A 13,914-nucleotide genomic window follows, 5' to 3' on the forward strand; every position below is an offset into this window, starting at 1 on the left:
TCGCGATTCATCGGCTAACGGCCGCGCGATGCCTCCTCAATTCTCGCAGCAAGGCCGGAGTCTCGCTGTGTCGGCGTGGCGATGGCCTGAGCCAGCACCGCGCTAGCGCCGATCACTTCGACGCGCTCGCGAGCGCGGGTGATCGCCGTATAGACCAGCTCGCGCGACAACACCCTGCTGAACGTGGACGGCAGCATCAACACCGCATGCTCGAACTCCGAGCCTTGCGACTTGTGCACGGTCAGCGCGAACGCGGTGTCATGCGGGGGCAGCGCGGCCGGCGACACTGCGCGCAGACTGCCGTCGGCGGTCCGGAAATAGACGCGCAGCGCGCCGCCCGCACCGGGCAACGCGATTCCGATGTCGCCATTGAAAAGCCCCAGCGCGTAGTCGTTGCGTGTGACCATCACCGGCCGCCCGGCGAACCACTGGGCGCCGACTGCGAGCGTCACGCCGGCCGAGCGCCGCACCTGCGCGGCCATTAGCGCGTTCACCTGATCGACGCCGCGCGGTCCCAGGCGGGTCGCGCATAAAACCCGGAAGCGATTCAACGCGTCGAATAGCGGCAGCGGGTCCGGAGTTTCCGCGGCGAGCGCTGCGGCAAGCGCATTGGCATAAGGTGCGAAACCGGCCGCGAGGCGCTCGACAGTGCGTTCGGCCAGCGCCACGTGGGCGTCTTCGTAAAGCGACGCGGAGTGTTGGGTGGCGTCGTCGAGCAGCACGTCGAGCGCCGCGCTTGCCGCGCCGTTGCGAATCGCCAGCGACAAACGGCCAATCGGCGATTCGAGCCCGAATCGATAATTTCGCTCCAGCCAGACGACGCAATCCGCGAGTGGGATTTGCGACTCGTGGCCCGCCGTTCCGGATCGAGCACTGGCGGCTGATGCATCGGCGCCGTGCGGATCTGCGCTGCGAGGGTCGCCGACGTTGCTGACTGAATTGCTGACTGAGTTGCTGGCTGAGTTGCTGGCGACGTTGCCGGCCGCGTCGGGCGCGGCGAACAGGTCGTCGGGCGGCGCATCGAAAAGATCCGACGCGTAATCCGCCGAACGATCAGCTTGCCGAAGGCGCTCCGGCTCTTCGTCGACGTCTTCGGCCAGTCGTGGCAGCGCCCGCGCGAGTCGCGCCTCTCCGATGCCAAGCGCACCGGCGATTCGCTTCACGCCCTGCGCGCTGAACGCCGGCCGCGCGCTGAGTTCGGCGAACACAGCGCCGGCCTCTACCGCTGCGAGCTGATCTTTATCGCCAAGCATCACGAGCCGCGTGTGCGGTGCAATGGCGTCGAGCAGATGGGCAGCCATTGCAACGTCGATCATGGATGCTTCATCGATCACGACCACGTCATAAGGCAGAGGATTATCCCGATGATGCCGGAAGCGCCCGCCGGGCCCTGTGCCGAGCAGACGATGCAGCGTGTACGAAGTTTGCGGCAAACGCGCGGCGAGTTCAGGCGGCAAATCCCCGGCGCGCGCCAGCAGCGCTTCCTGCATGCGTTGCGCCGCCTTGCCGGTGGGCGCCGCGAGCGCGATTCGCAGATCGGCGCGCGCGTCGAGCAGGCACGCGAGCACGCCGACCACCGTTGTAGTCTTGCCTGTGCCCGGACCGCCGCTAACGATGGTGAGACGCCCCGACAATGCCATGACAGCGGCCACGCGCTGCCAGTCGACTTCGTCGTCTTTCGGAGGGCCGAAGTAGCGCACGAGCCGTTGATGGAGATTTTGGGTTGTGTCGGCGTTCGCGCTCGTATCGACGGCGGCCTCACTACCGAAGGCCGTGCCTTTTTCCCCGCCGGCTCGACCGCGAACGCTTGCTGGCAACGTTCCGGCGGCATGCTCCGCAAACCGCTCCCCCGCGTCGCCAACGCCCCGTGCCCTCTCCAACACACTCGCACGCATCGGTGCACCCGCATGCGCGACCAGCGCCCGCGCGAGACGCCGCTCGTACTCGTAATAACGCGCGAGGTATAACCGCCCTTGCGCGTCGATCACCAGAGGCCGCAGTGCGGCTGCCGCTTGCGACCCGTCGCTCGCCATGCCGCTCGCAAACAAGGCCATCCGCACTTCGCCGGTCGACGCCTCGAACCGACGCGCGAGCGCGGCCAGCGGTACGCACACGTGCCCTTCCGCGGTCGCGCGGCTCGCCGCGAACGCCGCGCGCGCTGCCCATCTGACGGCTTCCGTCGACGCCCCGCCGCGTCGCGCCAGGACACCGATGCGCCGGGCGAAGCCTTCCGCCGGCGCAATGCTGAAGTCCGCCGGCGCGGGCAGATTCACACCGAGATCGTCGAGTTGAAGCGGCGCCGACACGGTCTCATTGAACGTGCTCATGCGGCACCTCCGATCATCGCCGCGTCGAGCAGCGCAACGAGCTCGAACACAGGCCGCCTCACGTGCACACCGGCTTGGGCTTCCGCGTCGCGCCAATGCGGACGAACGCCCCGCACGAACAGATACAGATAGCCGCCGATATGCGTCTCGTACGAATAATCGCGCACGCGAGTCTTCAGATAACGATGCAGCGCGACCGTATAAAGCAGCGCCTGCAGGTGATAGGCATGGCTCGCCATCGCCGCTTCGACCGGTGCGGCGGCGTAATCCTGCTCGGTATCGCCGAGATGGTTGGATTTCCAGTCGACAATCCAGAACCGTCCGTCGTGCTCGACGATCATGTCGATGAATCCTTTGACGAAACCTCGCAGCACACCGGGCTCGAGCGCGACGTCCGGATAGCCGTGTGCGACCAGCAATTCGCGCAGCGCGGCGAAGTCGAGCGACGGTGCCGCGAACAGGAATTCGAGTTCGTTCAGGCGCCGCCGCGGATCGAGTCGCGCCAGCGTCATGCCGGGCACGAGTTCGGTGCTGACGACATCAGCGAGAAGTTTGTGCATCATCGCCGGCAAACGCGGAGCAAGCTCTGGCGACGCCGGTGCGGGACGCTCGTGCAACGCGCCGCGTATCGCATCCGGCCAGCTTTGCGGATTGCTGAAATCCGCGAGTTCGAACATGCGATGCAGGCATTCGCCCGCCGCGGCTCCGCGCGGAAACGCGAGAATGTCGTCGGCGGCAAGGGACTGCGCCTCCAGCGCCGGCTCGGACACCGTGACCGGCGTGGCCACGAGCGCATCGGCGATTTCATCGTGATCGGGCCGCACTTCTTCCACCGGCGGCTGCGCGTCTTCGGCCTTACTGCCCGCGACAATCAGACCGCTGAAGCTCGCCATGCGCCACTGATCGCGCAAGGGCCGGCGATTGCTGCGCGCGCGCTTGTCAGCGCTGCTTTCATGCATGCTTTCGAGCGGCGTGCGGCGCTCGACCTTCGGCAACGGTTGCAATGCGATCGGACCACCCGCCAGCGCATGCCAGCGCGCGGACAATGCGGCCTCGTCGGGCGGCTCGGCGAGCCAGCCGTCGAACTCGTAGCCACCGCCCGCCACCAGCCAGTTCAGCACGCTGCGTCGCGACTCTTTCGTGGAGCGCGACGACAGGTACGTGCCCGCGACGAGATAACAGCGGTACACGGCGCGAGTCAGCGCAACGTAGACAAGCCGCGCCCGTTCGGCCGCCTGCTCGCGCGCCGCATGACGGGTCGCGCGTTCGGCCTCGTCGTCGTCACAACCGTAGTGCAGCACCGCGTCGCCGCTGGCATCGTGATATTCGCGGGCGTCCGGTAAGCCCGACGACGGCGGCTCGCGCAAGCCGCCGTCGTTCAGGAACGGACAGAACACGACCGCGTATTCCAGCCCCTTCGACTTGTGCACGGTAACGATCTGCACGAGATTGCGGTCCGACTCCAGCCGCAGTTGCGCCTCCTCGCCGCCGCCCTGGGTGCGCTGCGCGGCGAGCCAGCGCAACGTCGGCGCAATGCCCGGCTGCGAGGCCGCGCGGGCCTGCACGAGTTCGGCAAGGTGATTGACGTTGGTAAGACGCCGCTCGCCGTCCGGCGCCGCCACGAGCCGTTGCGCGACGCGCAGTTCGCGCATCAGGGTGCGCCACATGACGGCAAAGCCGCGCTCATGCCAGAGCGTGCGGTAGCGCGAAAAACGTTCGACCCAGCCCATTGCGTCCGCCGCGTGCGCGGGATCGTCGGCGACAGCGGGTGCGTCGGCGACCTGTTCCAGACGCCACAGCGCCGCGGCGTCCAGACCAAGCCAATCGGTCGCGAGCGCGGCGCGCAAACGGCGCAGGTCGCCAGGCGTATCGACGGCTGCGAGGACGCGCTCGATCTGCTCTGCGTCGAGCGTTGCAAACACTGAAGCCTGCGCGAGTTCCACACTGCCGACGCCCCATGCCGCCAGCACGCGCTTGATCAGACTGCCCTGCTTGTGCGTCTGCACGAGCACCGCAATGTTGCCGGGCGCGAGGGGCGCGTCGCCGATCGTGACGGTGCCTTCGCGCGCACCGCGCAGGAGGCGCACGATCTCGGCCGCGCACGCTTCACTCGCTTCGCGCTGGGCCTGGCGTTTGGTCAATGCGCTCTCGCCTTGCGGCAACGTCCAGACGCGGAAATCGCCAGCCTCGGCGTCCGGGTCCGACAACGGCGGCCTGCGCCGTTCGCCGGCTCGCACCGGTTGATAGTCGAGGCCGTCGAGCACGAACGCCTGCGGGTTTGCCTCGAAGACCCGATTGCAAGCTTCGACGATCGGCGCCGTCGAGCGCTGGTTGACGGCAAGCGTGTAGCGCGCCGAAGCCGACGCGCGCGCCGCCAGATAGGTATGCAAATCCGCCGCGCGAAAACTGTAGATGGCCTGCTTTGGATCGCCGACCAGAAAGAGCGGACCTGCCGGCGCAAAAATGCGGCTGAAGATTGCGAACTGCAGCGGATCGGTGTCCTGGAACTCGTCGATCAACGCAGCGGGATAACGTGCTCGCAGCGCATCGGCGAGCCACGGATGTGCTGCGAGCGCGCGGTAGAGATTGGACAGCAGATCGTCGAACGAAACGACGCGGCGCGTGCGCTTGCGCGCCACCAGTTCGGCGGGCGCATAGTCGAGCCAGGTCTGCATCAACGCGAGCCAGCGCGCGCGTTGCGCCGCTTCGGCCGCAACAACGGCTGCCGCCAGCGCTTCTGCATGCTCGAAGAACGCATGCTCGGGCGGTTCGAACTTGACCTTGGTGGCTTTCTTCAACGCTGAAGCCGTCAATTTGAGCGCAGCCCGCGGCGGCGGCGCATGGCAATCGCCCTGCGCGAAGTACTCGGTCCAGGCGGCGATCGCTGCACTCACATGATCTGGCTTGTGCGTGGTCTTGCTCAATCGGTCTTGCGCCTGTTCGAGCAGCGCCATGATCGCATCGCGCTCCGCATGCCACAGTTCGCATGCAGCGTCGAAGCCGGCTCGCGGATCGGCGCTCGCCTCGGCGTCTATCACGCCCCAACGCAGTTGCGCCAGCGGCTTTTTGAGGCGCCGCGCGAGTTGTTCGTCGAGCGACGCCGGGCCCGCTCGCTTCGCCACCAGCCAGGCCGCGAACGCCTGATGCGCATGCGCGACAGGTTCGACCTGCTCGCGCCAGAAATCGGCCGCCAATTCGAAGCGCAACGCGGCGTCGTCTGCTTCCATTTCGAACGCGAACGGCATTGCGGCAGCAAACGGAGCTTCCTGCAACGCCCGTTGGCAAAACGCGTGGATCGTGTGGATCGCCGCTTGGTCGAATGTGCGCAGCGCTCGACGCACGACTTTCAACGCCGCTTCACGGTCAATGCCACGCTCCGGCGCGAGCGTCGTTTCGAAGAGGCGGCGAATGAACGGATCGCCGCCGTCGTCGTCCACTTCAATCGCGCGGTGCAACTCGGCGAGGCGCCCGCGAATGCGCTCGTGCAGTTCTGCGGTCGCAGCCTTCGTAAAGGTCACGACGAGAATCTGGTCAGCGTTCAGATTCTTCTCAAGCAGCAATCTCACGTAGAGCGCGCAGATGTTCCACGTCTTGCCCGTACCTGCCGACGCTTCTATCTGATTAACGCCGTCGAGCGAACACGCGAATACATCGAGCTCTTCAGCGGCTAGCGCATGACGATGCAGCGCGCCGCTCATGACACGCTCCGCAGATGCTGCAGCAACGGCTTGAAAACGATCGACGCGAGGCTGCCAAACGGTTCGTCGAGCGTAAGCGGCGTTCCTCGCAGGGCAATGCGCAATGCGGGGTCGTCGGACTCGCCGCGCACGCGGTCGTTGATCCATACGCCCTGCGCCGCCGAATCGCTTTCGCTCACCTTCGCCCACGCGCTCTTCGGGAAAAAACGCAGTGGCAGCCTGCGCCCCGACCTGAACAGCGCGGCAAGCGGCGCGAGTTCTTCGAGCGGGGCTGCGACGGGCGCGAGCTCGAAGCTCTCACCGCTGCCGTGCCAGACAGTGCGACGCGGACCGTCGGGCAGCGCCGCGCAATAGGCGAGATGCGCGAGCCATGCAGAAAGATAGTCGCGTGCAGTAGGTTTGGCGTAGCGAAAAATCACTTGTCCGGTTTCAGTCAGCAGATTCAACGTGCCGTGCAGTTGCAGCGGCGTCAGCGCGGCCTCGCGAAGCTCCGCGTCATGAACGCCGAAAAGCTCGCCCGCAATGTCCGCGTTAGGCCAACGCGGCACGATGTCGAGCACGAACGGCAAGCGTTCGACGCCCGATGCCACCTCGCGGCGCACACTGTCGGCGAGCTGGCGCAACGCGCCCAGCTCTCGCGCGCGCCACACGGCGCCGGTCGCGCCGCCGGGCAACTCGGGACTCGCCTCGGCCACGCGCCGAACGCGGTCGAACATGAGATCGTCGTCTTCTATGTCGGCGTCGAGCAGCACGGGCAACAGGCGCCCGGCCAATGCATCGCGTCCGGTGTAATCGAGTTCGAACGGCTCGGTGTCGAGCAATTCGCCCTGGGCGTCCGACAACACAATGCCGAGGCGGTCACGCAGCAGCGCGCGCGCCGGATGACGCCAGAAACGCACGAACTCGTCGAATCCGACGGGCGCGGCATCTTCAGCGGGCAACGGGTGATCGAAAAATGGCGCGGCGGTTCGCTGCTGCGGCGCCGCTAGCAAGGTGGCAAGTTCCGCGCGATCGGCGTCGTAGGTAAATAGATCGGGCTGCGCGGTGAAGTACTCCGACGCAAACGCCTGCAACGGGTGATCGACGATGAACGCCTGGCGCGCTTCTTCAAGCTCCGCGGGACTTGCGCCCTCGCCCGCCGACACCTGCGCGAGGTGGTCGAGCAGTTCGTCGACGAGCGCGGCCGGCGGCAACGGCGCATTGTCGCGGATGCTGCGGCCGGTATAAGCGATAAAGAGCCGGCTGCGCGCGGCGAGCAGCAGATCGAGAAAGAGATTGCGCTCGTCGTCGCGGCGCTGCCGGTCGCCGGCTTTGCCGAACGCGGCCATCAGATCGAATTCGTCCGCACGGGCGAGACTGGGCAACACGCCGTCGTCCATGCCGAGCAGACAAACCACGCGGTACGGCAAACCGCGCAAGCTCGTCAGCGACGAAAACGTCACGCTTCCCCAAGGCACGCCGCCGCGCGCGGGGTCGTCGAGTGCTTCGGTGAGCGCAACGCGCACGACTGCCGCGGGCATCGCGACCTCATGCGCGCCCGCCTGCATGGCGTCGCTCATCTTGTCGATCGCGTCGCGCACGGCGGCGAGCGACTCCGCGAATTCGACGCCTCCGTCGAAACACTGCGCAAGCGTTTCGAGCAGCAATTGAGTCCATTCGGCCGGAGTTTGCTCCGTCGCGCAGCGCACCGCGAAACTGTCGATGTCGTCGACGAAACGCGACAGGCGGCCGAGCAACTCCGCGTCTGAACCGTCGGCGCCCTCGACAGGCAGCCACGCGTCGACCGGCTCCCCGCCCTCCGGCATCGCATAGCCGAGATACAGACGGGTGAGCGCATCCGCGAAGGTATGTCGCGCGACCGGCACGTGTTCGCCGCTCGGCTCCGCTGGCGATAGTCCGCGACGCGCGCCGGCCGCCGCGAGCCATTCCTGCGCGGCTTCGAGCGAGCTCGCGTCGATGCCGTAACGCACGGCGACCGCGTCGACGCGCAGCCATTCGATCAGGTCCGGTGCGCCGACGCTGCGCTCGGGCAAAGCCAGCCAGTCGAGCACGAGGCGCGCGACGGGATTGGCCTGCGAAGGCGGTAAGCCGGTGATCCGATATGGGATGCGGCGCGTATCGCCATTGGGTGTAGTGCCGAACACTGCGTCGATCAACGGACCGGCAGCGGCCAGATCGGATACGGCGACGAGCACGTCGGACGGTTGCAGATCGTCGAATTCGTCGAACCAGCCGAGCAGACGGTCGTGCAGCACTTCGAGCTGCCGCGACAGGCTGTGACACACGTGAACTTCAATGCCGCGCTCGTACGGCAATTCGTCGGCCTCGGTCTCCGGGCGCAGATCGAGAATGCCGTTTTGCACGGCGGCAAGCCAGCTCGGTTCCGGATTCTCAGAGAACTCGCCGGTCTCGCCGGAAGCCGCGCTTTCGGTGAGTTCGTGCAGCATATGCAACTGCGCCTGAGTTTGACGACCCCACTCCGCAAGCAGCGGATGACCGACTTCCTGATAATCGAGCTGTCCTGCTGCATCGAGCGCCTGAACGCGGCCTTCGCTCACCACGTCGAACCAGAATTCGCGGCACGGGTTCATGACGTAGAGACGCACGTCGACCCAACGCGACAGCGCACGCAGCAATGCGACGTGCAGCGGCGGCATGGTGGGCAGCGCGAAAACGCTCACCGCTTCCGGCCAGTTTGCTTTTGCAATGGCGTCCAGGTCGAGCGTTCCGATCTCATCGAGAAAACGGTATGCGGGCGGCAACGCGGCGTCGGGCGTTTGTTCGTTGCCGGCAAGTTCGGTCAGCACAGCGCGCCACAATGCGGCTTGCCAACGTTCGTCCTCGCGCGCCGCATCGCTCGCGCCGACGAGTCGCGGGCCTGTGTCGTCCGCCCCGCCGCCTGCGAAGATGGAGCCGCCCTTCTGCCATTGCAGCAGCCATTCCGGACGATAGGTCAGATAGTGATCGAGCACGGTTGCCACACGCCGCGCCAGTTCGTAGCGCATCGACGGATCCGCGGCATCGAGATAGGTGCGAAGACGCGGCGACGCGTTCCACGGCAGAGACTCGTGCGCATCGCCCAGCAGGCGATAACAGCGCCACACGAGCCTGTCCGGCGCGAACGGCGAATGGCGCGGCACTTCGATCACGCCACCGATTTGCGCCCACAACCATTGCGCGAGATAGCCGAAGCTCACGTTCGCGCAGACGCCCTGGCGCGCGGCGATATCGAGTTCGAGCCTGCGCCGCACAGCGGCGCTCGGGACGATCACCGGCTGCGCGGTCCAGGCGTCGGACGGCGCTTGCGCGAGGTCGTCGAGCAGCGCGCCGACAAGCGTTTCATAGCGGTTCGAGTAGAAGAGCTGGAGCATGGATCCCGGACAAGGCGGTGTGGCGTTGCCGCATTTGCGACAAGCGCGCGAACCGCGGCAGACATTGAAGCGACAGCATAACAAAGCCGCTCGCCGCGCAGAACCTGGCCGAATGGACGAGGTCAGATCAGGTGCAAAATCAGTTAGACTCGTCGGCAGTTTTGGGCTGTCCCTGGGCTCGTGCCTTCAACCGCTTCTTGTCAGTGAATGGGAATCAGGCAGTCGATGCGCTATTCGGTTGAAATAAAAAAATTCCTTTATAGCCAGTACTTTTATGGCGGCCTGCGCATCGCGGTCGGCGTGTCCCTGCCGGCGATGCTGTGTCTGATCGTGTTCCACAACCGCGAGTTGGGCTTCACGATTGCAACCGGCGCGCTCGGCGCCTGTGTGGTCGATATGCCGGGCCCACTGAAGTACAAGCACAACGAAATGCTGGCGTGCTCGGTAATCGGTTTTCTCTCCGCGCTTGCCACCGGTCTTGCCACCGTGAACCCGGTGGCGCTGTGGTGCACGGTGGTGCCGCTCACGTTCGTGCTGTCGTTGATCGTGGTGTACGGCAACCGCTGGCCGCAGATCAGCTTTGCCACGCTGTTCATGATGATCATGACGCTGGAAGAGCATTTCACGCCGATGCAGGCGCTCGTCAACGCGTCGTGGATTCTTCTCGGCGGTCTCTGGTACACGTACTGGTCGACTGCCGTCAGCCGCTGGATGATGCATCGCATCGAACAGCAGGCGCTGGCGGAGAGCGTCTTCGCCTGCGCCGATTATCTGCTCGCGCGGGCCGCGTTCTACGACCTCGACAACGACCTGGACGAGTGTTATCGCAATCTCATCGACAAGCAGATTGCCGCGGTAGAGCGGCAGGATGCGGCGCGCGACATCGTGCTGCGTAATCTGCCGAAGTTAAAGAGCGGCAAGCTCGAGCCACGCCGGGCAATGCTGTTCAATCTGTTCATCAATACGGTCGACCTGCACGAGTTGTTCGTCGGCGCGCATACGGACTACCCGCTCGTGCGCAATACCTTCGGCGGCACCGACCTGCTGGTGTTCTACCGCGACCTGATTCGCAAGGCCGCGAGCGATCTCGAAGAGATTGGACTCGCTGTCCTGCAAAACCATGCGCCAAGGGCGCGCGTCAACGTGAAGGCGGAGCTGCGCGCGATCGAGTTCGAGATCGAACTGATGCGCAAGCAGGAACTGCCGGCGAAGAACCCCGAGGCGTATTCAGCGGTGTCCTCCACGTTTCGCCGTGTCTGGAGCGCCACGCGTCTGATCGACAAGATGCGCAGGAGTCTGTCGAGCGATCCGAGCACGACGGAAACCGAACTGCGCCTCGACCAGGCGCTGAACCGTTTCGTGTCGAGCCGCCGCGTGCCGTTCGGCCAGATCTTCTCGAACCTGACCATGGCCTCGCCGAGCTTCCGTCACGCGCTGCGCGTGACGATCGCGGTGGCGGTCGGCTTCTGGCTCGGCCGCCTGCTGCCGCTCACCAATGCTTACTGGATCGTGATGACCACCGTCATCATTCTGAAGCCGGGCTACTCGCTGACCAAACAGCGCAACGGACAGCGGATCGTAGGGACGTTGATTGGCTGCACGGCGAGCATCGCGCTCATGATCTTCGTGAAGGAACCGCACATTCTGCTGGTGGTGATGTTCGCGTCGATGGTGATGAGCTATAGCCTGCTGTTGTTCAACTACACGGCGAGCGTGGTGTTCACTTCGTCGTATGTGTTGCTGATGTTCCATCTGCTCGCGCCGGGCAGCATGCGCATCATCGGTGAACGCGCGATCGACACCGTAGTGGGCTGCGCGATTGCGATTGCCGCGAGCCACCTGTTTCCGTACTGGGAATATCGCCTGATGGGCAAGCTGGTCAACAACATGATCGGCGCCACGCGCCAGTTTCTCGAAGCAAGCTGGTGGTGGAGCGGCAAGCCGGCCGCCGCCTCGGTCGCCACGGTGACAGAAGCCGGCGCGCGGGCGCCGGCCGCGGCAATGGCCGATCCCGCCATCGAATTCGGCAAGCCGATGCTGGCGGTTGCCGGCCAGGTACTGGAAGGCGCCGGTCAAGCCAGTTTGCAGACCGGAGAACCGGCCGGCACGAGCACTCCAGCAAACACGGGTAACGGAACAAACGGGTTGGCCGGCTCGGGCGTTTCGACGCTCGGCAACGCCGCGACGAAACCCGTCGCAGGCGCGTCGCCAGCGGCCGCGGCTGCGGCAACCGCACTCGATCGCGATTACCGTTATCGACTCGCGCGCAAGAACGTGCACGTGGCATTTGCGAATCTGGGGCAGGCGTTCCAGCGCATGATGCTCGAACCGAAATCGGCGCAGAAGTTCGTGCCCGAACTGAACGACCTGCTCGTGCGCAGCCATGTGCTCGCTTCGCAGATCACGGCGGCCGCGCCGCTGCTGCGCACGTCCGCGCAACAGGCCGACGGCGTGTCGCTACAACCGCTGCAACGGGCGTTGAGCCTCGTGCGCGACAATCTCACCGAAGCCGAGGCCGGCACTGCGCCGCCCCAGGATCAGGGCGAGCAGATCCGGCAACTCACCCGAGAGCTCGACACGATGGTGGTCGAAGCGGAGAAATCGAAGGAATACTCGGCGGAAGCAGTGCACGACATGAAGCTGCTCGTGCACCAATGCAAGCAGATGCTGGCAGCGGCGGCGCTGATTCGCAAGGATGCAAGTGTGATTCGCCTGCCCGATGAGTGACGCGGCCGACTGAAGTTCGACCGTGGCTCGCCCTCTGTTCGGCACGGCTTCCCATGACTCCGACGATGCCTACGAGACGCGAGCAGCGGCTTTTCCGTCTCGCGCGACTTGCCCCGCCATAGCCAGACCGGCGCTCAGACACGCTGAGCGCCCTAACCTCACTGTGCTGTGCCGCTCGCAGGCTTCATGGCGGTGGCCGCCGCGCTCGTTGCCGTCGCTGCAGCCGCGCCCGATGAAATAGACACCGCCGGCGCATTGCTGCTGTCGAACTCGCGCTTTTCCTTGATCGCGTTGTAGAACAGCGTGGCAATCACCAGCAGCACCGCGACCACGATGAATACGGCGATGCCCAACGTCGGATTTTTCTTGCGCGGCGGTTTGTTCATGAGACGACTCGGACCGCGAGGCGAATCGCGGAAGATAGCGGAGAAGGCGGCATTCTACGCCGACCCACCTTGCAATCGCCTTGCAGCCGACAGCGCGGAAAAACTTAGCGAGCCGCCACGGCCCGTACGCGGGGAACGCGCACTTCGCCGAGGCTTGCCCTACACGACTGCGGCGGGCCGCACCGGCAGCGCCGTCGAATACTTGATCTGCTCCATCGCGAAACTCGAACTCACGTCGTACAGCGGCACCGCCGCAATCAACTGCTTGTACACGCGGTCGTAGTCGTCGATATCCGAGACCACCACGCGCAGCAGGTAGTCCGTCTCGCCGCTCATCCGGTACACCTCGACGACCTCGGGAATGTCCTGCACCGCCTGCGTGAAGCTTTGCGCCCACGCCTGCGTGTGCTGATTCGTGCGCACCGCGACGAATACTGTCGTGCCGACCCCGAGCTTGCGCGCATCGCACAGCGCCACCTGCGCGCGAATCACGCCGGTCTCCTTCAGACGCTGCAGCCGCTTCCAGCAAGGCGTTTGCGACAGATTCACGCGCTGTGCCAGTTCGGCAATCGGCATGGTCGCGTCTTCCTGCAACAGCTCCAGCAACTTCCGGTCGATGATATCCATTCCCACCGTCTCGCCCCTTTAGGAAATTATTCTACTTTTCAAACTGCACGGGGAATTATATGGAAACTCTTTCTCCGGACAAAACGGTATAAATGTTCCAACCTGAAAAACGTCGGCAAGCCACGCCGCTCAACGAAATTGGACCACGACCTCCGTTCCCCCGCCCGCCTCCCCGATCAGTTCGCGCAGCCTCACGGACACCATGCTTCGCGGCACGCCGGGCATCACGAGCCTCTCGCACGACTGTGCAACGCCCTCGACGCGATGTTCGACGCCTGCGCGACTTCTGCGGAGCCTTCGCATTCCAGTTTCTTCGCACGCAGCATGCGGATCGCGCTCGCGCAAGCCGCGGCCGACCCCGCAATGCTGAAGCCAGGGCAGCGTGAGGCATCGCTGGATAACTACCGCCGGCATCTGCTCGCCGCCGATCCGCAAGGCCGCTACGCCATTGCCGCACTCGTCTGGTTGCCGCATCAGGCGAGTCCAGTGCATGCGCATCACACGTGGTGTGGATACGCGGTGCTCGACGGCACGTTGAACGAAACTGTTTTCGAATGGAACGGCCCGGAGGACTTCGCCATCGCGACGCGCTCGCATGCGCGCCCGCGCGGCGCGATTTCTTTTGTGCGCAGCGGCCGTAGCAACATTCATCGGCTGGGCAATTGCAGCGATGCCCCCGCGGTGTCGTTGCACGTGTATGGCGTGCCGGGTGCGTGCATCGGAACGCATGTCAACGATGTAGTGCGCGTCGCACCCGCGCTTGTCTAGCGCCTGAGAA

7 protein-coding genes are annotated in these 13,914 nt (G+C 65.2%); 2 read left to right on the top strand and 5 right to left on the bottom strand.

Translation table 11 applies throughout. From position 1 onward, the window contains the following. Positions 1-14: 14 nt before the first annotated feature. From J2W46_RS25285 to recC, 3 genes are read right to left on the bottom strand one after another with little or no spacing between them, the layout of a single operon-like run. The gene (locus tag J2W46_RS25285) at positions 15-2,327 is read right to left on the bottom strand and encodes an AAA family ATPase (protein ID WP_310357199.1); all 2,313 of its coding nucleotides are present in this window, start codon (positions 2,325-2,327) and stop codon (positions 15-17) included. After that, positions 2,324-6,025, bottom strand: a complete 3,702-nt coding sequence (gene recB, locus J2W46_RS25290) for an exodeoxyribonuclease V subunit beta (RefSeq protein WP_310357201.1) — start codon at positions 6,023-6,025, stop codon at positions 2,324-2,326. The genes J2W46_RS25285 and recB overlap by 4 nt, the downstream gene beginning before the upstream one ends. Continuing rightward, complete coding sequence (gene recC / locus J2W46_RS25295; protein ID WP_310357204.1) at positions 6,022-9,396, bottom strand: exodeoxyribonuclease V subunit gamma; 3,375 nt, start codon at positions 9,394-9,396, stop codon at positions 6,022-6,024. Before recC ends, recB begins: the two co-directional genes overlap by 4 nt. Positions 9,397-9,621: 225 nt before the next feature. Here recC and J2W46_RS25300 point away from each other — a divergent pair, with 225 nt between their 5' ends. Continuing rightward, complete coding sequence (locus tag J2W46_RS25300) at positions 9,622-12,123, top strand: FUSC family protein (protein WP_310357206.1); 2,502 nt, start codon at positions 9,622-9,624, stop codon at positions 12,121-12,123. Between the two features lie 158 nt (positions 12,124-12,281). On the opposite strand, the gene J2W46_RS25305 is transcribed toward J2W46_RS25300, so the two are convergent. Continuing rightward, complete coding sequence (locus J2W46_RS25305; protein ID WP_020070097.1) at positions 12,282-12,509, bottom strand: hypothetical protein; 228 nt, start codon at positions 12,507-12,509, stop codon at positions 12,282-12,284. A 159-nt stretch (positions 12,510-12,668) separates the two neighbouring features. Then, entirely contained in the window at positions 12,669-13,136 is a 468-nt protein-coding gene (locus tag J2W46_RS25310; protein WP_020070096.1) for an Lrp/AsnC family transcriptional regulator, read from the bottom strand. A gap of 138 nt (positions 13,137-13,274) precedes the next feature. Here J2W46_RS25310 and J2W46_RS25315 point away from each other — a divergent pair, with 138 nt between their 5' ends. Continuing rightward, positions 13,275-13,904 (top strand): cysteine dioxygenase family protein, encoded by a 630-nt coding sequence (locus tag J2W46_RS25315; protein ID WP_310357210.1) that lies wholly within the window; start codon positions 13,275-13,277, stop codon positions 13,902-13,904. Positions 13,905-13,914: the final 10 nt, after the last annotated feature.

Origin of the sequence: Paraburkholderia strydomiana (assembly GCF_031456815.1) — a bacterium.
Classification (GTDB): domain Bacteria; phylum Pseudomonadota; class Gammaproteobacteria; order Burkholderiales; family Burkholderiaceae; genus Paraburkholderia; species Paraburkholderia caledonica.

Excerpts from the sequence above, each read along its gene's own strand:
- recB (WP_310357201.1), bottom strand. The coding sequence starts at position 6,025 with ATGAGCGGCGCGCTGCATCGTCATGCGCTAGCCGCTGAAGAGCTCGAT.
- J2W46_RS25300 (WP_310357206.1), top strand. The coding sequence starts at position 9,622 with ATGCGCTATTCGGTTGAAATAAAAAAATTCCTTTATAGCCAGTACTTT.
- J2W46_RS25310 (WP_020070096.1), bottom strand. The coding sequence starts at position 13,136 with ATGGATATCATCGACCGGAAGTTGCTGGAGCTGTTGCAGGAAGACGCG.
- recC (WP_310357204.1), bottom strand. The coding sequence starts at position 9,396 with ATGCTCCAGCTCTTCTACTCGAACCGCTATGAAACGCTTGTCGGCGCG.
- J2W46_RS25285 (WP_310357199.1), bottom strand. The coding sequence starts at position 2,327 with ATGAGCACGTTCAATGAGACCGTGTCGGCGCCGCTTCAACTCGACGAT.
- J2W46_RS25305 (WP_020070097.1), bottom strand. The coding sequence starts at position 12,509 with ATGAACAAACCGCCGCGCAAGAAAAATCCGACGTTGGGCATCGCCGTA.